Origin of the sequence: Mammaliicoccus sp. G-M28 (genome assembly GCF_022386595.1) — a bacterium.
Classification (GTDB): Bacteria; Bacillota; Bacilli; order Staphylococcales; family Staphylococcaceae; genus Mammaliicoccus; species Mammaliicoccus fleurettii.
Window position 1 is genome coordinate 151,646 of record NZ_JAJNIF010000003.1, and the last position, 22,263, is coordinate 173,908.

At 31.2% G+C, this 22,263-nt stretch carries 24 protein-coding genes; all 24 read left to right on the forward strand.

Translation table 11 applies throughout. The features are described 5' to 3' along the window. The 24 genes from recD2 to yqeK all read left to right on the forward strand — a co-directional run bounded on the left by recD2 (position 1) and on the right by yqeK (position 22,257). Entirely contained in the window at positions 1-2,385 is a 2,385-nt protein-coding gene (gene recD2 / locus LQ609_RS04445; protein ID WP_078356474.1) for an SF1B family DNA helicase RecD2, read from the forward strand. 250 nt (positions 2,386-2,635) lie between these two features. Further along, the gene (gene alaS, locus LQ609_RS04450; protein WP_078356475.1) at positions 2,636-5,266 is read left to right on the forward strand and encodes an alanine--tRNA ligase; all 2,631 of its coding nucleotides are present in this window, start codon (positions 2,636-2,638) and stop codon (positions 5,264-5,266) included. A 67-nt stretch (positions 5,267-5,333) separates the two neighbouring features. Beyond that, the gene (locus tag LQ609_RS04455) at positions 5,334-5,603 is read left to right on the forward strand and encodes an IreB family regulatory phosphoprotein (RefSeq protein ID WP_078356476.1); all 270 of its coding nucleotides are present in this window, start codon (positions 5,334-5,336) and stop codon (positions 5,601-5,603) included. Then, entirely contained in the window at positions 5,596-6,024 is a 429-nt protein-coding gene (gene ruvX, locus LQ609_RS04460) for a Holliday junction resolvase RuvX (protein ID WP_078356477.1), read from the forward strand. The genes LQ609_RS04455 and ruvX overlap by 8 nt, the downstream gene beginning before the upstream one ends. 18 nt (positions 6,025-6,042) lie before the next feature. After that, entirely contained in the window at positions 6,043-6,348 is a 306-nt protein-coding gene (locus LQ609_RS04465) for a DUF1292 domain-containing protein (protein ID WP_107509071.1), read from the forward strand. A gap of 79 nt (positions 6,349-6,427) precedes the next feature. Further along, positions 6,428-7,543, forward strand: a complete 1,116-nt coding sequence (gene mltG, locus LQ609_RS04470; protein WP_239734372.1) for an endolytic transglycosylase MltG — start codon at positions 6,428-6,430, stop codon at positions 7,541-7,543. A 193-nt stretch (positions 7,544-7,736) separates the two neighbouring features. After that, positions 7,737-8,381 (forward strand): O-methyltransferase, encoded by a 645-nt coding sequence (locus LQ609_RS04475; protein WP_078356480.1) that lies wholly within the window; start codon positions 7,737-7,739, stop codon positions 8,379-8,381. Further along, positions 8,378-9,301: a peptidase U32 family protein gene (locus LQ609_RS04480; protein WP_208143769.1), complete on the forward strand. Its 924-nt coding sequence runs from the start codon at positions 8,378-8,380 to the stop codon at positions 9,299-9,301. The genes LQ609_RS04475 and LQ609_RS04480 overlap by 4 nt, the downstream gene beginning before the upstream one ends. 23 nt (positions 9,302-9,324) lie before the next feature. Then, positions 9,325-10,593 carry a peptidase U32 family protein gene (locus tag LQ609_RS04485; RefSeq protein WP_239734410.1) on the forward strand — a complete coding sequence of 423 codons (1,269 nt, stop codon included), beginning with the start codon at positions 9,325-9,327 and terminating at the stop codon, positions 10,591-10,593. Continuing rightward, positions 10,593-11,216 (forward strand): uridine kinase, encoded by a 624-nt coding sequence (udk, locus tag LQ609_RS04490; RefSeq protein ID WP_078356483.1) that lies wholly within the window; start codon positions 10,593-10,595, stop codon positions 11,214-11,216. The genes LQ609_RS04485 and udk overlap by 1 nt, the downstream gene beginning before the upstream one ends. Before the next feature lie 29 nt (positions 11,217-11,245). Beyond that, positions 11,246-11,722, forward strand: a complete 477-nt coding sequence (gene greA, locus LQ609_RS04495; RefSeq protein WP_078356484.1) for a transcription elongation factor GreA — start codon at positions 11,246-11,248, stop codon at positions 11,720-11,722. A 139-nt stretch (positions 11,723-11,861) separates the two neighbouring features. Then, positions 11,862-12,587: a 5-oxoprolinase subunit PxpB gene (gene pxpB / locus LQ609_RS04500; RefSeq protein ID WP_239734373.1), complete on the forward strand. Its 726-nt coding sequence runs from the start codon at positions 11,862-11,864 to the stop codon at positions 12,585-12,587. Further along, positions 12,584-13,585: a 5-oxoprolinase subunit C family protein gene (locus tag LQ609_RS04505; RefSeq protein ID WP_239734374.1), complete on the forward strand. Its 1,002-nt coding sequence runs from the start codon at positions 12,584-12,586 to the stop codon at positions 13,583-13,585. Before pxpB ends, LQ609_RS04505 begins: the two co-directional genes overlap by 4 nt. Before the next feature lie 3 nt (positions 13,586-13,588). Beyond that, the gene (locus LQ609_RS04510; RefSeq protein ID WP_107509077.1) at positions 13,589-14,014 is read left to right on the forward strand and encodes an acetyl-CoA carboxylase biotin carboxyl carrier protein; all 426 of its coding nucleotides are present in this window, start codon (positions 13,589-13,591) and stop codon (positions 14,012-14,014) included. A gap of 15 nt (positions 14,015-14,029) precedes the next feature. Then, positions 14,030-15,367 (forward strand): acetyl-CoA carboxylase biotin carboxylase subunit, encoded by a 1,338-nt coding sequence (locus LQ609_RS04515; RefSeq protein ID WP_239734411.1) that lies wholly within the window; start codon positions 14,030-14,032, stop codon positions 15,365-15,367. A 12-nt stretch (positions 15,368-15,379) separates the two neighbouring features. Next, positions 15,380-16,138: a 5-oxoprolinase subunit PxpA gene (gene pxpA, locus LQ609_RS04520; RefSeq protein WP_239734375.1), complete on the forward strand. Its 759-nt coding sequence runs from the start codon at positions 15,380-15,382 to the stop codon at positions 16,136-16,138. Positions 16,139-16,149: 11 nt separating this feature from the next. Further along, entirely contained in the window at positions 16,150-17,388 is a 1,239-nt protein-coding gene (locus LQ609_RS04525; protein ID WP_078356490.1) for an NRAMP family divalent metal transporter, read from the forward strand. A 66-nt stretch (positions 17,389-17,454) separates the two neighbouring features. Beyond that, a complete protein-coding gene (gene mtnN, locus LQ609_RS04530) occupies positions 17,455-18,144 on the forward strand; it encodes a 5'-methylthioadenosine/S-adenosylhomocysteine nucleosidase (protein WP_078356491.1) in 690 nt (229 codons plus the stop codon). Positions 18,145-18,374: 230 nt separating this feature from the next. After that, positions 18,375-18,899, forward strand: coding sequence for a YqeG family HAD IIIA-type phosphatase (locus tag LQ609_RS04535; protein WP_078356492.1), 525 nt, complete (start codon positions 18,375-18,377; stop codon positions 18,897-18,899). A 2-nt stretch (positions 18,900-18,901) separates the two neighbouring features. Beyond that, positions 18,902-20,002 carry a ribosome biogenesis GTPase YqeH gene (yqeH, locus tag LQ609_RS04540; RefSeq protein WP_078356493.1) on the forward strand — a complete coding sequence of 367 codons (1,101 nt, stop codon included), beginning with the start codon at positions 18,902-18,904 and terminating at the stop codon, positions 20,000-20,002. 12 nt (positions 20,003-20,014) lie between these two features. After that, positions 20,015-20,824 carry a shikimate dehydrogenase gene (gene aroE, locus LQ609_RS04545; protein ID WP_218702722.1) on the forward strand — a complete coding sequence of 270 codons (810 nt, stop codon included), beginning with the start codon at positions 20,015-20,017 and terminating at the stop codon, positions 20,822-20,824. Between the two features lie 2 nt (positions 20,825-20,826). Beyond that, positions 20,827-21,117, forward strand: coding sequence for a ribosome assembly RNA-binding protein YhbY (yhbY, locus tag LQ609_RS04550; protein ID WP_078356495.1), 291 nt, complete (start codon positions 20,827-20,829; stop codon positions 21,115-21,117). A gap of 5 nt (positions 21,118-21,122) precedes the next feature. Continuing rightward, positions 21,123-21,695, forward strand: coding sequence for a nicotinate (nicotinamide) nucleotide adenylyltransferase (gene nadD / locus LQ609_RS04555; RefSeq protein ID WP_239734376.1), 573 nt, complete (start codon positions 21,123-21,125; stop codon positions 21,693-21,695). After that, positions 21,685-22,257, forward strand: a complete 573-nt coding sequence (gene yqeK, locus LQ609_RS04560; RefSeq protein WP_078356497.1) for a bis(5'-nucleosyl)-tetraphosphatase (symmetrical) YqeK — start codon at positions 21,685-21,687, stop codon at positions 22,255-22,257. Before nadD ends, yqeK begins: the two co-directional genes overlap by 11 nt. Positions 22,258-22,263 lie beyond the last annotated feature (6 nt).

A 22,263-nucleotide genomic window follows, 5' to 3' on the forward strand; every position in this document is an offset into this window, starting at 1 on the left:
TTGGAAAACTTATCTTTATTTGATCTTTCACATGTAAAAGGTGAAGTTATTCGAATCTTATTTCAAAATAGTGATAACTACTATACCGTTATAAAAGTAGATGTGATGGACTCAAATGAAGATTTTGACCAAGAAGTCACAATTGTTGGTTATCTTCCTCAAATTGTTGAAGGAGAAACATATCTTTTTAAAGGTAAAGTTACAAACCATCCAAAATATGGTAAGCAATTACAAGCAGAAACTTTTGAAAAAGAACTACCTCAAACTAAACAAGGTGTAATCCATTATTTATCTAGTGATTTATTTAAAGGTATAGGCAAAAAGACTGCTGAAACAATAGTTGATAAACTAGGTGAAGATGCACTTCAAAAAATTATTGATGAACCAGATGTATTGAAAGAAATACCAAAGCTTAATAAACAAAAAAGAGATACGATTGCAGCATCTATACGAGAAAATCAAGCTATAGAACGCATTATGATTAAACTTAATGAACTTGGATTTGGTCCTAAATTAGCAATGTCTATATATCAAGTCTATAAAGAAGAAACACTGAATGTTCTTAAACAAACACCTTATAGATTAGTTATGGATATAAATGGTATAGGTTTCCAAAGAGCTGATCAAATTGCTGAACAAGTTGGTATATCTAAAGACCATCATGATCGACTTATTGCTGGATTAAGCTATTTCTTAGATCAACAGTCCTTACAAAATGGTCATACGTATTTACCGATAGATATTCTCATAAATGGTGCATACGAACTGTTAAATCATAATCAATCAGAAGTGGTAAATAAAGATCAATTAAATGGCGTGATAATTGAAATGAATGAAGATAAAAAGCTTATAATCGAAGATAATAACTGCTTTTTACCTTCTTTATATTATTCGGAAGCTAAAAGTGTTCAAATTATACATCGCCTATATCAACATCAAGATGAATTGAAAGACATTGAAAAAAGTGATTTACAACTACATATTGGGCAAATAGAAGAAATGAATGATGTATCATATGCGGATGGACAAAAATTAGCATTAGAAACTGCAATTAACAATAAAATGATGCTATTAACTGGAGGTCCTGGTACTGGTAAAACAACCGTTATAAGAGGAATATGTGAATTATATTCTGAAATTCACGGTGTGAGTTTAAATTATGACGATTATCAAGAAGGATCTGATTTTCCAATAGTATTAGCTGCCCCAACTGGACGTGCAGCTAAAAGGCTTAGTGAATCAACTGATTTAGAGGCTATGACGATTCACAGATTAATAGGGTGGAGCAAAGATACTCAGCCTGATGATGTACTAGATAATGATATACATGCACATTTAATTATATTGGATGAAATGTCTATGGTAGATACTTGGTTAATGTATCAATTTTTAAGAGCAGTACCTGATTATGCTCAAATTATTTTCGTTGGAGATGAAGATCAATTACCTTCAGTTGGTCCTGGCCAAATATTTAAAGATTTGATTGATTCTGAAGTAATACCAAGAGTTAATTTAACTGAGGTATATAGACAACAAGAAGGGTCTTCAATTATTGATTTAGCTCATAAAATTAAAAATGGTATGACAGTTTCAATTAATGAGAAACATCATGATCGATCATTTATTCCATGTAGCAGTAATCAAATTGCAACAGTCGTAGAAAAAGTTGTACAAGGTGCAGTCAACAAAGGCTATAATATGCAAGATATTCAAGTGTTAGCGCCAATTTATCGTGGCCCAGCTGGTATTAATAAATTAAACGAGCTGTTACAGGATATACTGAATCCTAAAGATGAATCGACTAGGTATTTAGAGTATGGTGATATTGAATATAGAGAAAATGATAAAGTGTTACAACTTATAAATCGTCCAGATGACAATGTGTTTAATGGTGATATAGGTGTTGTCATCGGTGTGTATAAAGCAGAAGAAAACGCACTTGGTAAAGATGTCGTAATTGTAGATTATGAAGGAAATGAAATTACTTATACTAAACAAGATTTATCAGAAATAACGCATGCTTACTGTTGTTCTATACACAAATCACAAGGTTCTGAATTTCCAATTGTTATTATGCCTATCGTCAGACAATACTTTAGAATGTTGCAGAAGAACATTTTATACACAGGACTTACACGTGCTAAACAATCATTAGTTATTTGTGGTGAAGAGAAAGCATTTAACCAAGGTATACAAACACTAGGGCATGGTCGGATGACTTCATTCGATACTAAATTAAAAATGTATTTTCAAGATGACAAAGATAATGAAAATACAAACGAGCCTATACAAATGAAAAATTTGATTTTAACTGAAGAGACTATGTATGAAATTGATCCGATGATTAATATGAAAGATAAAACACCATATGATTTTATGAAATAATTGACATCTAAAAACGCAGTGCTTATAATCTAATAGAATACTAATAAAGAAGCCGAGTAAATCATATATTGCTACAAGAGACATGTTGGTTGGTGCGAAACATGACAATATATATTGAACGCTACTTCTTTTATAGAAATTGAATAAACTTAAAGTGATGACATTTTGTCATAACTAGGGTGGTACCGCGATACGTTCGTCCCTTTTACGAGGGATGGGCGTTTTTTATTTTATTTGAGGAGTGAATATAATGAAAAATTTAAAAGCAAGTGAAATTAGACAAATGTATATAGACTTTTTCGTTGAAAAAGGACATATGGTAGAACCTTCAGCACCTTTAGTGCCAATTGATGATGATACTTTATTATGGATTAACTCAGGTGTTGCTACATTAAAAAAATATTTTGATGGTAGAGAAGTACCCAAAAATCCAAAAATAGTTAATGCACAAAAAGCAATCAGAACAAATGATATTGAGAATGTTGGTTTTACAGCAAGACACCATACTTTCTTTGAAATGTTAGGTAATTTTTCAATTGGCGATTACTTCAAAAAAGAAGCTATCGAATATGCATGGGAATTCTTAACAAGTGATAAATGGATGGCTATGGATCCTGGAAAATTATATGTAACCATTCATCCAGAAGATACTGAAGCATATGATTTATGGCATGAAGTGATTGGTTTAGAGGAAAGCAGAATTATAAGAATAGAAGGTAACTTCTGGGATATAGGTGAAGGACCATCTGGACCAAATACAGAAATTTTCTATGACCGAGGCGAAACATACGGCAAGGAAGATCCAGCTGAAGAAATGTATCCAGGTGGAGAGAACGAACGTTATCTTGAAGTATGGAACTTAGTATTTAGTGAATTCAATCATAATGCTGACCATACGTATACACCATTACCAAATCAAAATATTGATACTGGTATGGGTCTAGAACGTATGACTTCAATTGCACAAGATGTACCAACAAATTATGATACAGATTTATTTATTCCAATTATTGAACAAGTTGAAGCAGTTAGTGGAGTGAAATATTTACAATCTAAAGAACAAGATATTGCGTTTAAAGTTATAGCCGATCACATTAGAACAATAAGCTTTGCTATCGGAGATGGTGCTTTACCTGCAAATGAAGGTAGAGGATATGTATTAAGAAGATTACTAAGAAGAGCAGTACGTTTTAGTCAAACACTTAATGTTAATGAGCCATTTTTATATAAATTAGTAGATATAGTTGCAGAAATTATGGAACCTTATTATCCAAATGTAAAAGCACAAAGTGATTTCATTAAAAAAGTTGTTAAATCTGAAGAAGATCGTTTCCACGAAACACTAGAAGATGGATTAGCAATTCTAAATACAATGATGAATTCAGCAAAACAAAAAGATAATATACTTTCAGGTTCAGATGCATTTAAACTATACGACACTTATGGTTTCCCAATTGAACTTACTGAAGAAATTACAGCTCAGGAAGGTATCACAATTGATAATGATGGATTTGAAGATGAAATGCGTCAACAACGTGAAAGAGCAAGAGCAGCACGTCAAAAAACTCAATCCATGCAAGTTCAAAATGAAGTTTTAGGTAAAATTACGACGCCAAGCAAGTTTGTTGGATATGAACAATCAGAAATTCAATCAGAAATTACTGATATTATTTTAAACGGACAATTAGTCGATCATGCTGAAAGTGGAGAAGATATCCAGTTCATTTTAAAAGAAACACCATTCTATGCTGTTTCTGGTGGACAAGTAGCAGATAAAGGTGTTATTAGACATGACGAGTTTGAAATTGAAGTAACAGAAGTTATTAAAGCTCCAAATGGTCAAAACTTACATGCTGGACGTATTACATTTGGACAAGTGCAAATTGGTAAAACAGTTGAAGCGGTTGTTAATAAGGTAGCTCGTAAATCAATCGTTAAAAACCATTCAGCAACGCATTTATTGCATGCAGCATTAAAAGAAGTGCTAGGTTCACATGTAAATCAAGCTGGTTCATTAGTTGAAAGTGAAAGACTTCGTTTTGACTTCTCACATTTTGGACAAGTAACAGCAGAAGAGCTTGAAACCATCGAACAAATTGTTAATGAAAAAATATGGGAAAATATTCCCGTTTCAATTCAAGAAATGCCAATTGAGCAAGCTAAAGATAAAGGTGCAATGGCTCTATTTGGTGAAAAGTATGGAGATGTAGTTAGAGTTGTTGAAATGTCATCTTATTCAATCGAACTTTGTGGTGGTATACATGTTAGAAATACTAGCGAAATTGGTTTATTTAAAATTCTTTCAGAATCAGGTACTGGTGCAGGTGTAAGAAGAATTGAAGCAGTTACTGGTAAAAAAGCTTATGAAACATTAAAAGCTACAGAAGAAATTTTAAAAGATGTAATGAAACATGTTAAAGTTAAAGATCAAGCGAGAACAATTGAAAAAATTGATCAAATACAACAACAAAATAAAGACTTAGATAAAGAGCTTCAACAAAAAAACAAAACAATTACTGAATTAAAATCAGGTAATATTGAAGATAGTGTAGAAGAAATTAACGGTATTAAAGTATTATCTGTACAAGTAGAAGCGGAAAATGCTAAAGTGTTAAGATCAATAATGGATGATTATAAATCAAGAATGCAAGATACTATATTATTATTAGCAAGTGTTAATGGTGAAAAAGTTTCATTAGTATCTTCAGTACCGAAAGACTTAACAGATAAAGTTAAAGCTGGAGATATTATTAGAGAAGCTGCTCAAATAACTAATGGTAAAGGTGGCGGTCGTCCTGACATGGCTCAGGGGGGCGGAACAGATCCATCAAAAGTAACAGAAGCTTTACAGTTTGTTAAAAACTACATTAAAACTCTATAATTTTAAGTGTTAATAGAATATGATATAATCAATACTAAGTTAATGGAGTTAGGGAGTGTAAAAATAGATGAATAATTTTGATAAAACAATGAAGTTTAACTATGATGATTTTCCGAATGAAGATGTCAAAACAGTACTACAAAATGTTTATCGCACTTTAGAAGAACGAGGATATAATCCAGTTAACCAAATAGTTGGATACTTACTGTCTGGCGACCCAGCTTATATTCCTAGACATAACGAAGCAAGAAATCAAATTAGACGCTTAGATAGAGATGATATTATGGAAGAATTAGTATCGAATTATTTAAAGCAAGAAAATGAACTCAATGCTTAAAAATAGGATAATAGGTTTAGACGTAGGAAGTAAAACAATTGGTGTAGCTGTTAGTGATGCGATGGGTTGGACAGCTCAAGGAATTGATACGCTCCGTATTAACGAAGAAAAAGAAGAGTTTGGAATTGATGAATTAATTAAAATAATAGATCAATATGATGTTGATACTGTCATTATTGGATTGCCTAAAAATATGAATAACTCTATTGGCCCCCGTGGTGAGGCATCAATTCATTTTAAGGACTTACTTGAACAAGAAAGACCAGAATTAAAAATGGTGATGTGGGATGAAAGACTGAGCACAGTCGGAGCAGAACGCACATTATTAGAAGCAGATGTTTCCCGTAAAAAAAGAAAAAAAGTTATAGATAAAATGGCCGCTGTATTTATTTTACAAGGATATTTAGATTCTATTAAATAAAGATGAGGAGAATGAATAATGACTGAACATAACCATGAAGAACATTTAGAAATCAACAATGAGGAAGAATTATTAACTTTAATCGACGAAAATGAAAATGAAGTTCTATATCGTAAAGTTTTAGAGTTTTATCATCCTGAATTCAAGAAAGAATATATCATTTTAGCTGAAGAAGGCACTGATGATGAAGAAGAAATCGAATTAATCCCTATGATTAATGAAGCTAATGACGACGGTGAAGGTGGTAAATTATTACCTGTTGAAACTGACGAAGAGTGGGACATGATTGAAGAAATCGTTAATACTGAAATGGATGAAGCTTAAAAATTAATATGTAATAGTACACTTTACCCCTAATGTGATATAATCATTAGGGGTATTTAATTTACATAAGGAGTTACATATGGGAAAAAATAGTATATATAAAGATGCTAGATTATTATCGAAGTATATTAGTTTAACTATAATCAGTATCCTCTTTTTATTATTTTTATTAATAACTATTGTTGGGTTAATAGTTGTAGGAGTAAATGTGAGACCAGTAAATGCAGATAGCAATGAACAAATAATCGTTAATGTGAACCCAAATACAAACATTGAATCGTTAAGCCATCAACTATCTGACAAGAAAATCATAAGAAATGCTACTATTTTCAAATATTATTTAAAATTAAATAATATTTCGAGTTTTCAAGCTGGAGAATATAAATTTTCACCTTCTATGTCACCTAAAGAAATAGCTAAAAGTTTAGAATCTGGAAAGGTATTTCAAAAAACGGCGGTTCAATTTGAAATTAGGGAAGGTTCTAATATTGAACTTATTGCAGGTATAATAGAGGAGAATACTTCAATTACTCGTGAAAACTTTCTGAAGAAAATGCGTGATCAAGATTATATTAAAGAATTACAGAAAAAATATCCTAAAATGCTTACTGATGAAGTACTAAATAAAGATATCCGTTATCCATTAGAAGGCTATTTAGCGCCATCTACGTATCAATTTTCAAATAATGATGTATCAATTGATGAATTAACGAAAGCTATGCTCAAAGAGACTTATAATAGCACATATAAAGTTTACAATGACAACGGCGGTTTTAAATATCGTGCAAATTATGAAGAAAAGAAAATTACTTTCCATGAGTATTTGACATTGTCATCAATAGTTGAGTTAGAAATGAAAAAAATTACAGATAAATCTAGATATGTTTCTTTACTCTTGAATAGAATAGAAAATAATCCACAAATTGCATTAAATTCAGACGAAACGGTACGTTATGCAACAAAAAAAGAACCAAATGAAACTTTAACTGATGCAGATTACAAAAATAATTCTAAATATAATACCTATGAATACAAAGGTTTTCCAGTTGGACCAATTAGTAACGTGTCAGATGAAACTGCAAGTTCTACAATTAACCCACCTGATACAGAATATTATTATTATACAATCACGAAAAGTGGCAAAATATTATTTGCGGAAACATTAAAAGAACAAGAAAAGAATAGAGAAAAATAGTAAAATGTAAAACAAGAACGCTATTGTAAGATTTATAAGCGTTCTTGTTTTGTAATTATACTTACTATTTATCTGGAAATATGGTAAAATATCTAATGTTTATGAAAACATATTAATGGTATGATTGAAATTACTAACTAGTCAAAGCACTAGTTGGGTTTTTTATTATATTCAAGTGTAAGGAAGTTGTAACATGGAAAAAGATATAGAATATATCGAACAATTGCTTTTTCAAGATTCATCAAATATAGATGAACTAAGAGCATATGCTACAGAGCATAACGTTCCAATAATGGACAAAATATCAACAGAATTTGTTAAACAAATGATTAGAATTAAAGATGTACGTCATATTCTTGAAATAGGAACAGCAATTGGTTATAGCGCAATGCATTTTGCTTCATGTCATCCTAATATTAAAGTTTGGACTATTGAGAGAAGTGAAGAAATGTATGAACAAGCATTAACAAATATTAAACAATATGATTTTGAAGAACAAGTTCAAGTTGTATTTGCTGATGCTTCAGTGGGATACGAATTATTACAGAATAATCAAAAGTTTGATTTAATATTTATTGATGCTGCAAAAGCGCAGTCAAAGAAATTCTTTGAAATATATGAACCTTTTCTTAATGATGATGGCATTATCATCACTGATAATATTTTATATCATGGATTTGTTAGTGATATAGATATTGTTAGAAATAGAAATGTTAAACAAATGGTTAAGAAAGTTCAACAATATAATCAATGGTTAATGAATCGTTCTGACTTTAATACTACATTGATAAACATAGGTGATGGTATGGCTATTTCTAAAAAGGAGAATACGAAATGACAGAATTATTAGTGACACCTAAATCGGTCCAACATATCGAGAAACTAATAGAGTTAGGTGCTGATGCATTTGTCATAGGTGAAGAAAAATTCGGCTTAAGACTTGCTGGTGAGTTTAAAGAACCTGAACTTCGAGAAGCTATAAAATTGATTCATGCACATGGCAAAAAAGCATACGTTGCTGTAAATGGTATTTTTCATAATGAGCACATAAAAGATTTAGAAGCTTATATTGACTTATTACATGAATTGAAAGCAGATAGAATTATATTTGGCGATCCTGCCGTTGTTATGTCAATGAAACATCGTGAAAATCCTATCCCATTAAACTGGAGTGCTGAAACTATTGTAACGAACCACTTCCAATGTAATTATTGGGGAGATAGAGGCTCTTCACGTGCTGTTCTGGCTCGTGAATTAAGTATTGATGAAGTATTAGAAATTAAAGAAAAAAGCAATGTTGAAATTGAAGTTCAAGTCCACGGTATGACTTGCATGTTCCAATCAAAAAGAAAATTACTTGGAAATTATTTTATGTATCAAGATCAAGTAATGAAAATTGAAAATAGAAATGAAAATAAAGATATGCTTTTATATGATGAAGAGAGAAGTAATAAATATCCAATTTATGAAGATGGTAATGGCACACATATTATGAGTCCTAATGATATTTGTTTAATAGAAGATTTAGAAGATTTGTTAACTGCTCAAATCGACTCTTTTAAAATTGATGGTGTTCTTCAATCTGAAGAATATATTAATATTGTGACTGAACAATACAGACAAGCCATTGATTTATTTAATGAAGACCCTGAATTGTATGAAGATGAAAAATTTATGTTACTCGAACCAATTGAAGAAGTTCAAAAAGATCATCGTCCTATGGATCAAGGATTCATGTTTAAACAAACTGTTTATTAAGTTAAATTAAAGGAATGATAAAAATGAAGGTTTTAGAACCTATTGGAGCTAGTCTTAAGACCAAAGTAAAAAAACCAGAATTACTAGCACCAGCAGGCAATTTAGAAAAACTGAAAATTGCTGTCCATTACGGAGCAGACGCAGTCTTTTTAGGTGGTCAAGAATATGGATTAAGGTCTAACGCCGATAATTTCACTATGGATGAAATTAAAGAAGGTGTAGAATTTGCTGCTAAATATGGAGCGAAGATATACGTCACAACTAATATCTTTGCTCATGATGAAAATATTCCAGGGCTAGAAGACTACTTAAAAAATTTAAATGAAACTGGAGCACATGGAATCATTGTAGCTGATCCACTTATTATAGAAACATGTAAAAGAGTGGCCCCTAATCTAGAGATTCATTTGAGCACACAACAATCTTTATCTAATTACCGTGCTGTACAGTATTGGAAAGAAGAAGGTCTTGAAAGAGTAGTACTTGCGCGTGAAACAAGTGCAGAAGAAATGCGAGAAATGAAAGAAAAAGTTGATATAGAAATAGAAACCTTTATTCACGGAGCTATGTGTATTGCTTATTCTGGAAGATGTACATTAAGTAATCATATGACTGCAAGAGACTCTAACAGAGGTGGATGTTGCCAAAGTTGTAGATGGGATTATGATCTAATTTCAGTAGAAAATGATGGCGAATTAGAGCCATATTTCGATGGTAAAGACATTACACCATTTGCAATGAGTCCAAAAGACTTGAAATTAATTGAATCTATCCCTACAATGATGGACATTGGTATTGATTCATTAAAGATTGAAGGTCGTATGAAATCTATTCATTACATTGCGACAGTCGTATCAGTATATCGAAAAGTGATCGATCGTTACGCTGAAGACCCTGAAAACTTTAAAATTGATCCTAGATGGTTAATTGAATTGGATAAATGTGCGAACAGAGATACTGCTCCTGCATTCTTTGAAGGTGTTCCACAATTTGAAGAACAAATGTTTGGAAAAGAAGCAAATAAAAAAACACCTTTTGATTTTTGTGGATTAGTGTTAGACTATGACGCAGAATCACAAATAGCTACCATCCAACAAAGAAATTATTTTAAACCTGGTCAAGAAATAGAGTTTTTTGGTCCTGAAATAGATAATTTCACACAAGTCATAAATAAAATTTATGATGAAAATGGAGAAGAATTAGATGCGGCAAGACATCCACTACAAATTGTACAAATAAAAGTGGATAGCCCGATTTATCCAAATAACATGATGAGAAAGGGAATCGTTTGATGGGAAAGACTACAATTATAGGTATTGCAGGGGGTTCTGGTTCAGGAAAAACTTCTGTAACATCCGAAATTATGAAAAACTTAGATGGATATAGTGTTGCATTAATTGCGCAAGATTACTATTATAAAGATCAATCACATATGTCATTTGACGATAGATTAAAGACAAATTATGATCATCCATTTGCTTTCGACAATGCAAGATTAACGCATGACTTAAAGAACCTTAAAGAAGGACATGCAATAGAAGTGCCAACGTATGATTATTCAAATCATACACGAAGTGATAAAACGATTAGATTCGAACCTAAAGATGTTATAATACTTGAAGGTATATTTGCTTTAGAAAACGAAGGTTTAAGAGATTTAATGGATGTTAAGATTTATGTTGATACTGATGCTGATTTGAGAATATTACGCCGACTAACAAGAGATATTAAAGATAGAGGACGTACTATGGAATCAGTAATTGATCAATACCTATCAGTTGTAAGACCGATGCATATCCAGTTTATAGAACCAACAAAGAAATACGCGGATATCATCATCCCTGAAGGTGGTAGTAATAAGGTAGCTATTGATATCATGACAACAAAGATTCAATCCTTAGTTAAAAATATTTAAATAATTACAAAGTAAAGGAAGATTGAAGAATGGAAACACAAAAAGAATTTCCTATGACACAGGAAGGCTATATCAAATTAGAAAAAGAGTTAGAAGAATTAAAAACAGTTAAACGACCAGAAGTCGTTGAAAAAATAAAAGTAGCGCGTAGCTTCGGAGATTTATCTGAGAACTCTGAGTATGATGCTGCAAAAGATGAACAAGGTTTTATTGAACAAGAAATTCAAAAAATCGAAAACATGATTCGTCATGCACAAATTATTGAAGATAATGGTTCAAAAAATGATATTCAAATTGGTAGAACTGTAACATTTACTGAGATTCCAGGTAATGATGAAGAAAGTTATAAAATTGTAGGTTCTGCAGAAGCTGACCCATTTGAAGGCAAAATTTCAAATGAATCTCCAATAGCTAAAGCTTTAATTGGTAAAAAAATTAATGACGAAGTTAACGTCCCATTACCAAATGGCAATGAAATGAAAGTTAAAATTGTAAAAATAGACTAGAACTTATAATAGCTAGAGGCATAGACAATTAATTTGTCTATGCCTCTTTTTTTTAATGCGGAAATCATGATATTATGATAAAGTGAAAAAGTTATAATAATCTGAATATTATACAAAGAATGTTTAAAGGGGTGGTATATTGGATATTCAGCAAATTAACGAAACGCACTTTATGATTTATGAAAAGAATGAAATTGATTCTGTGATAAGAGAAAAAATTTCAACTATATCGTTATATATCGAGGGTGTTAATCATCCAGCAATATTGAGTGTGACATCTTCATATAGGTCATTAATGGTAGCCTTTGATGCACAACAATATTCTTTTGATACTTTAATTAAAGAGTTGAATCTGCAAAACGTTAATTTTAATTTACAAAATAATGTTAAATCTAAAAAATTAATTACTTTACCGGTTGTTTATGGGGAACAACATGGTCCAGACATAAATGTTGTAGCAGAACACGCAAACATAACTGAAGCAGAAGTTATAAAATTACATACAGAAGAAAAATATTTAATATATGCAATAGGTTTTTTACCAGGATTTCCATTTTTAGGTGGATTAAATAAAAAAATATATACACCAAGAAAAGAGACGCCTAGAAGTAAAATCAAATCAGGTTCTGTCGGTATAGCTCATAATCAAACTGGCTTATATCCAAAAGAGTCTCCTGGCGGATGGCAAATTATTGGTCGTACACCAATTGATGTATTTAATTTAGAGAGAAATCCTATGATTTTATATGAAGCAGGCGATTATATTTCATTTAAATCTATAGATGAAGAAGAATTTAACAAAATTGATTTAGAAATTAAAAGAGGACGATTTGATTATAGTCAGTTGGTAGGTGAAATGAAATGAAATGTATAAAGCCAGGTCTATTTACAACTGTACAAGATATTGGAAGAACAAAATATGAAAAAGATGGCTTCTCTGTAGCAGGAGTTATGAGTCAATATTTATATAATATAGCTAATGCATTAGTTGATAATGATGATGGAGCAGTTCTAGAAATCACGATGAATGGACCTGTATTACAATTTAATGCTTCAAATATAATTGCTTTTGTAGCTCAAGATGCAGAGATATTTTTAGATGAACAACAAATTCCGGTGAATACTGCTGTATATGTTGAGAAGGGACAAATTCTTAAAATACAAACAATTAAATCAGGTGCAAGAGGTTATTTGGCATTTCATAAATCATTAAAAATCAAACACATTTTAGAAAGCGCTTCCACACATACGAGAAGTGGAATAGGCGGATATAAAGGTAGAACTTTAAAACGAAATGATGTATTTTGTTTCAATGAAAAAGCGCTAAATCATGACATTATAGGCAATACTTTTAACATTAAAAGTATAGAAGAACCTCATACAATTCCGATCGTTAAAGGACTTCAATTTGATCAATTTGATACGGCATCTCATCAGTTACTAGTAAATCAAACATATAGTATTTCTGAAATGTCAGACAGAATGGGGTATAGATTAAATGGTAACAAAAATTTAGTTCATTTAGAAAATGCTGATATTATATCTGAACCAATCGCACCAGGGAGTGTTCAAGTACCTAATAATGGGCAACCTATTATACTTTTAAATGATCGCCAAACTATAGGGGGATATACCAAAATTGCTACAGTTAGTTTTGCAGGTCGAGAAAAACTTGCTCAATTAAAAGCACATGACCATATTGAATTTAAGTGGGTTTCTGTAGAAGAAGCTACAAAAGATTACAAAGATTATATTCATCAAATGAATCAAGACATAAAATCTATTAAATTAAACAAATATAAAGATTTAAGTAATATTAGACCAAAATCTAAAAAAATTGCAAAACTTATAAAAGGGGAATAAAGCGTGAATATCAAAAAAATAGAAGAAGTAATCAAATTAATGAAAAGAAATGACGTTTCTTATATGAATTATAAAGACAAATCTATTGAATTAGAATTAGATTTAAAAAATAAGATATCTGAAGGAACGAGTCCTGAAACTGTAGTAAGTGAAGAGGATAACAATATCTCGGAAAATAAACAACAACATAATCATGCAACTATTGATGCAGAAATCTTAGGAACATTTTATTTACAAGATGAAGAACAATTAAGCAATCCACTCGTTAAAGTTGGAGATGAAGTTAAAAAAGGTCAAACAATAGGGTACATAGAATCTATGAAAGTATTGAATGAAGTTATTTGTGAATATGACGGAGTTGTTGAAGATATTCATATTAGTCATGGAGATCCAGTAGAATATGGACAAATCATCATCACATTAAAGTAAAGGGGGATTGAAATGATTAAACGTTTATTAATAGCAAACAGAGGAGAAATTGCTGTTAGAATCATAAGAACATGTAGAATGATGAACATTACAACAATTGCAATATATTCTGAAGTCGATAAAAATAGTTTGCATGTTCAACTTGCTGACGAAGCTATTTGTATTGGACCAAATCAATCTGCCGAAAGTTATTTAGACATTGATCGAATATTAGAAGCTTGTAAAATGAGCAAAGCTGACGCTATTCATCCAGGATATGGTTTCTTATCTGAATCGACTACTTTTAGAAAAAGAGTAGAAGAAGAGAATATTATTTTCGTTGGCCCAAGCTATAATACAATGGATTTAATGGGAGATAAAATCAAAGCACGAGAAACAATGTATCATGCTGATGTTCCTATTATACCTGGTTCGATTGGTGAAGTTAAAACGATTGAAGAAGCACGTAATGTTGCTTTAGAAGTTGATTATCCATTTGTAATAAAAGCTGCTAGTGGTGGCGGAGGTAAAGGTATAAGAATTGTTAATGACGAATCTGAATTAGAAAAATGCTTTAAAGAGGCACAATCAGAAGGCGAGAAATATTTTAGCGACAAACGTGTATATATTGAGACATTTATTGATAAGGCAAGACATGTTGAAGTACAAGTGTTAGGGAGTAGTCATGGTGAAGTCATTCATTTAGGTGAAAGAGATTGTTCTATTCAAAGAAAAAACCAAAAACTAATTGAAGAAGCACCTTGCGCAGCACTTGATGAACATACACGCACTTCACTCCATGATGATGCAGTTAAAGCTGCTAAAGCCTGTAATTATGAAAGTGCAGGAACAATTGAATTTTTACTTACGGCTGATGGATATTACTTTTTAGAGATGAATACGCGTATCCAAGTAGAACATACTGTAACGGAATTATTAACCGGTGTAGATTTAATAAAACAGCAAATATTAATGGCAAATGGCGAGCGCTTAACAATTGGTCAAGAAGATATTCGATTTGATGGTCATGTGATCGAGTGTAGAATAAATGCTGAGAATCCTGAAAAAGAATTTAGACCTGCAGCTGGAAAAGTAAAAGCATTACATTTACCAAATGGATTTAATACGAGAGTGGATAGTATGCTTTATGATAATTATTTAATACCACCGTATTATGATTCTTTAGTTGCTAAAATATTGGTTAAAGGAACAGATAGACTGGAAGCAATTGAGAAGATGAAAGGTACTTTAGAAGAAACTGTAATAGATGGTTTTCCAACTACGTTAGATTTTCTATATAGCGTATTAAGCTATGAACCATATATAAAAAATGACATTACGATTAAATTTTTACATGAACATAAAATTGTTTAAGGAGAATGCTACATGGTACAAGTTGATTTGAATTGCGATTTAGGAGAAAGTTTTGGTAATTATAAACTAGGTAATGATGAACTTATTTTACCGTTGATTACTTCTGCAAATATAGCTTGTGGATTTCATGCAGGTGACCAACATGTTATGAATGAAACGGTTAAAAAGGCTGTTGAACATAATATACACATTGGTGCCCATCCAGGATTTCAAGATTTAAATGGATTTGGTCGTAGAAATATGGATGTTACACCAAATGAAGTATACGACTTAGTGATCTACCAACTAGGTGCGTTGTCAGGATTTTGTAAAATTCATAATACTAAGATTTATCATGTTAAACCTCATGGTGCACTTTACCAAATGGGTGCGAAAAATCCTGAGATAGCTGATGCAATTGTTAAAGCAGTAAAAGACTTCGATGATCAGCTATTGTTTGTAGGTTTGTCAAATAGTGAATTAATCGAATCTTGTAAAAGGCACAAATTAACTTATAAAAGCGAAGTTTTTGCTGATAGAGCTTATGAAGATAATGGGCAACTTGTTTCTCGTAAAAAAGAAGGTGCACTCATTAAAGATACTGAAAAGGCTGTTGCACAAGTGATTAAAATGGTTAAAGAATCTAAAGTTAAAACGATAAATGGCAATGAAATATCGATTGAAGCGGACACTATTTGTGTACATGGCGATGGCCAACATGCACTAGACTTTGTTAAAGAAATTGTGAATCAATTTAAATCTGAAAGTATACAAATTAGTGCAATGAACTAGGAGGTCAATTTATGAAACAGAATAAAGGGTATGAGGATTTAAACAAACCGTTTGAATACACAAATAAACATAGAAGAATTTTATGGGGTGCTGTTTTCTTAATGGCTACTTCTTCTATCGGTCCAGCATTTTTAACGCAGACTGCAGTATTCACTGAACAATTTATGGCGAGTTTCGCCTTCGCTATTCTCGCATCCATATTAATTGACATTGGTGCTCAAATTAATATATGGCGCGTGATCACGGTTGCTGGTAAAGGTGGGCAAGATATAGCGAATGACGTGTTTAAAGGGTTAGGAACAGTTATTGCTATTTTAATTGCTATAGGAGGCTTAGCTTTTAATATTGGTAATGTAGCTGGTGCAGGACTCGGTTTAAATGCTATATTTGGGATAGACGTTAGAATAGGTGCCGGAATTACCGGTGTATTAGCAATTCTAATATTTATAGTTAGAAACGCACAAAAAGTTGTAGATATTATTACACAAATTTTAGGTGTACTGATGATCGCAATAGTTGCATATGTAATGGTTTTAACAAAACCACCAGTAGTTGAAGCAGCACAAAAAATGGTTGCACCAGACGATATAAATAAGCTGATTGTACCAATTATTACACTTGTGGGTGGAACAGTTGGTGGTTATATCACATTTGCAGGTGCACACAGATTACTTGAAGCAGGTATCACTGGAAAACATTACATACCATTTGTTAATAGAGCAGCAATATCAGGAATCTTAACAACAGGTGTTATGCGCGTATTTTTATTCTTAGCTGTTCTTGGTGTAGTAATAACTGGTTTTACTTTAAATCCAGATAATCCGCCTGCGTCAGTATTTGAACATGTACTTGGTCCAGTCGGTAAACAAGTGTTTGGAGTTGTTTTGTTTGCAGCAGCACTGTCGTCAGTAATTGGTTGTGCATATACAAGTACAACTTTTATCCAATCATTACATCCATCTATTAAAAATCATAGAAATTTAGTTATAATTATATTTATTGTCGTTTCATCTATTGTCTTCTTAACAATAGGTAAACCAGTAAAATTACTAATCATTGCGGGAGCATTAAATGGACTAATATTACCAATCACATTAGGAACAATTCTTATAGCATCTAGAAAGAAAAGTATTGTTGGTGATTATAAACATCCAGCTTGGATGATTATAATTGGTATCATTGCCGTCTTAACTACATTAATTGCTGGCATATTATCATTACAAGGATTACAAGATTTATGGAATAACTAAAAACATGTTTCAAAGTATGCTAATTATGTTAATATAAATAAGAATGAAAATGATGGAGTGATAAGCATGATTGGTATAATTGGAGCAATGGAAGAAGAAGTTGAAATTTTAAAGTCATCTATTGAAAATATAGAAACAATCCAAAAAGCACATGTTATTTTTTATAGAGGCCAATTAGAGGGCAAAGAAATTATACTTGCACAAAGTGGAATTGGTAAAGTCAATGCTGCTATTACAGCTACATTATTAATTGATGAATTCAATCCAGAACTTGTTATTAATACGGGGTCAGCTGGATCAGTAGACAATCAATTAAATATTGGAGATATAATCATCAGTAATAAAGTTTATTATCATGATGTTAATGCGACTGCATTTGGTTATAAATTTGGACAAGTTCCAAGTATGCCAGAATATTATGAAACAAAAGAAGAATTGATATCTCTTGCGAAGTCATCTATAGAGAATCTGAACTTAAATGGTATTGTTGGAGAAGTTGCAACTGGTGATAGTTTTATTGGATCGTTTGAACAGCGTAAAGAAATCAAATCTAACTTTCCTACATCAAGCGTCGTTGAAATGGAAGCTGGCGCTATAGCACAAACGTGTCACCAATTTAACGTACCTATCATTGTTACAAGAGCAGTTTCAGACTTAGCAGATAAAGAATCAGATGTTACTTTTGAAGAATTCTTAAAAGTAGCTTGCGTGAATTCCAGTAAAATTGTAAAATTATTATTAAATAGAGTGGCATAAGGAGGCAGTATCATGTTAATATTAATGGCTATCGCTGTCATTGCTACAGCACTTGTTGGTTTTGTGATTTTTGCGAATACAGATGTTGAAAAAGAATCTGACCGTGAAATTACTGAATAATATTTAGTGTTGCGAATCTAATTCGATTTGCAACACTTTTATTTTGTATTCAACTAAAAGGAATGTCCTTTTAATTTATGTTAAAATAAGAATAATATTGAGGTGTAATAATGGGAATTTTTACTAAATACTTTTTGCCAAATGAATATGTTCAGTCTATTTTTGATATTAAGCCTGAACATTTAAAATCAAAAAATATAAAAGCAATCATTACAGATTTAGATAATACTTTAGTTGGTTGGGATGTTAAAGATCCAACTGATGAAGTACGAACATGGTTTGAAGAGATGAAAGAACAAAATATTACCGTAACGATTGTATCAAATAATAATCAAGAACGTGTCGCATCATTTTCATCGACGTTAAATATTGATTATATTTTCAAAGCACGCAAACCAAGAGGTAAAGCATTTAGACAAGCTTCGAATTTAATGGACGTTAATAAATCTGAAGTCGTTGTGATAGGTGATCAAATGTTAACTGACGTCTTTGGCGGTAATAGAAATGGACTTTATACAATAATGGTAGTACCAGTGAAAAAAACAGATGGTTTAGTTACAAAATTCAATCGCTTAATTGAGAGAAGATTCCTAAACTATTTCAAGAGAAAAGGTTTAATTAATTGGGAGGAATAAATTTGACAGAAATAGCTAAATGTATTGGTTGTGGTGCAACACTTCAATCTGATAATCCGAAAGAAGCAGGTTATGTTCCACAATCTAGTTTGAGTAAAGAAGATGTCATTTGTAAAAGATGTTTTAGACTTAAAAACTATAATGAAGTTCAAGATGTTGATTTAACAAGTGAAGACTTTTTAAATATGCTGAAATCACTCCATAACGAAGATGGTTTGATTGTTAATGTAGTTGATGTATTTGATTTAGAAGGATCAATGATACATCGTTTAAAAGATATAGTAGGTAAGAAAAAAGTTGTCCTAGTAGCAAATAAAATGGATATTTTACCTAAAGCAATTAATAAAAGAAGAGTAGAAATATGGCTTAGAAGTAGAGCAAAAGATTACGGCTTAAATCCTGATGAAGTAGTTTTAATATCTGCATATAAAAATCAAGGAATTGATGACTTACTAGATATAATTGAAAAAGTTCGTGACGGTAAAGATGTTTACGTTGTAGGTACAACCAATGTCGGGAAATCAACATTAATTAATAAATTAATTGAGAAAAGTGTTGGTGAGAAAGAAGTCATTACAACAAGTCATTTCCCTGGAACAACTTTAGATATGATAGATATCCCTCTAGATGATGACTCTTATATGTTTGATACACCAGGTATTATTCAAAGTCATCAAATGACACATTATGTAACGGACAAAGAGTTAAAAGTTGTAATGCCTAAAAAAGAAATAAAACCAAAAGTTTATCAATTAAATGAAGAACAAAGTTTATTCTTAGGTGGATTAGTTAGAGTGGATTATGTAAGTGGTGGCAGACGTTCTTTAACATGTTTCGTTTCTAATGATTTAAATATTCATAGAACAAAGTTAGCAAATGCTGATGATTTATGGAATCGTCAAATTGGTGAAATTCTAAAGCCACCATATGATCCTACAAACTTTGATTTTGACCGTTTAAAGAAAACTGAAGTTACAACTGAATTTGAAAGACAAGATATTATGATTTCTGGTTTAGGATTTGTGACTGTTGATGCTGGTGCTGAAGTACATGTAATTGCACCTGAAGAAGTGGAAGTTACATTGAGAACATCAATTTTATAAGAGGTGATTTAAATGAAATTTGGAGTTATTGGTCATCCTATAAGCCATTCTCTTTCACCTATTATGCATGTAGCTAATTTTAATGCTTTAGGTAGAAATGATCAATATAGCGCTTTGGACGTATCACCTCAAGACTTTCAGTACATTAAAGAAATTATTAAAGAAAATGAATTAAATGGCTTTAATATTACGATTCCACATAAAGAATCAATTATTCCGTATTTAGATGAAATATCTCCAAGTGCAGAGCATATAGGAGCAGTAAATACAGTTTTAGTGAAAGATGATAAGTGGATAGGTTATAATACTGATGGTATTGGCTTTGTTAAAGGCTTAATAGACAAGCATGGCTCAATAGATAAAGATAATATTTTAGTGCTCGGTGCTGGTGGTGCTAGTAAAGGCATTGTGTCAGAAATGATGAAATTTACCAATAATAAAATTACTGTTGCTAATCGTAGTATAACTAGGTTTGATAACTGGAAACTAGATGTAGAAGCTATGAGCTTAACAGACGTTAAGGATATACTAAATACATTTGATATTATTATAAATACAACACCTGTTGGGATGAATGAAAGTAGCAGTGAACTCATTATTCCAATAGAAAATATAAATAAAAATACTTTAGTATGTGATATTATTTATATCCCAAATAAAACACCTTTTTTACAAGCTTGTGAAAAAAGAGGTTTAGCAATATACAATGGGTTGGATATGTTTGTATATCAAGGTGCTGAAAGCTTTAAAATATGGACTGGCAAAGAAGCAGTTATTGAAGAAATGAAAAATAAAGTAAAAAACGAATTAAAAAGGAGATAATTATGTTAACTGGTAAACAAAAGAGATATTTAAGAAAAGAAGCACATCATTTAGACCCGATTTTTCAAATAGGTAAGGGTGGATTAAATGAAAATATGATAGAACAAGTGAAAGAAGCATTAGAAAAAAGAGAATTAATTAAAGTGCATATTTTACAAAATAATATGGATGATCATAAAGAAATAGCGGCGACTCTTGCAAAACAGACTAATGGTGAACTCGTACAACTTATTGGAAATATCATTGTTATATATAAAGAATCTAACGAAAACAAAAAAATAGAACTGCCTTAATTTTTATGAAAAAATTAGTGATATATGGTGGCCAATTTAACCCTATTCACATTGGTCATATGTTAGTCGCGAGTGAATCATATCATTTTATTCAACCAGATGAATTTATATTTTTACCTAGTTATCAGTCTCCACTTAAAGAACATAATGATGCTTATCTTATAGAATCTGAACGTGTAAATATGTTAGAATTAGCGATTGAAGATTTACAATTTGGTGTAGTTGATAAAAGGGAACTTGATAGAAAAGGAACAAGTTATACATTTGATACAATAAAAGAATTTCAAAGTGAATATCCTAATTATCAAATTTATTTTGTTATTGGTTCCGATCAATATGAAAATTTGAATAAATGGAAAAACATAGAGGAATTGAAAAATATGTTAACTTTTGTAGTTGTTAATAGAGAAGTCGATACCCAAGATGTTCATGAAGGTATGTTAGCTTTACACATACCTAGAATAGATGTAAGTTCAACAGACATTCGTAATCGATCTAAAAATCGTCAATCTATAAAGATGTTGGTTACACCAAGAATTGAAACATATATCAAAAGGGGACGATTGTATGAAAATTAAAAAAGCAGTAAAGTTAGTAGAAGAAACTTTGCCTTCAAAAAGATATAATCATTCAATTAGAGTAGCAGAAACAGGAAAAAAAATAGCAGAAATTTTTGATGGTGACTCTAAAAAAGTTGAATTAGCAGGTATTTTGCATGATTTATGTAAATATGAAGAGCTTTCAGATTTATATCAAAGTGTGACTCAATATGATTTAGGGCATGATTTATTAAGCTATGGATCAGAGATATTACATGGACCAGTTGCTGCAGCTCGTCTTAAAGATCTATATGATATAGATGATGAAGAAATTTATTATGCTATATATAGTCATACAACAGGTAGAGCTCAAATGAACAAGACTGAAAAAATTATTTTTATCGCTGATTATATCGAGCCTAAAAGAACTACACCGGGTGTTGAAGAAATTAGAGATATCGTTTTCAAAGAACGTAGCTTAGATAAAGCTGTTTATGAAATTTCAAAACGTACTGTCTTACATTTAATTAATAAAGATAAAACTGTACACTTAAAAACTATTGAATGTTTGAATTATTATAATTTGCATTCAGAACAATAAAGGAAT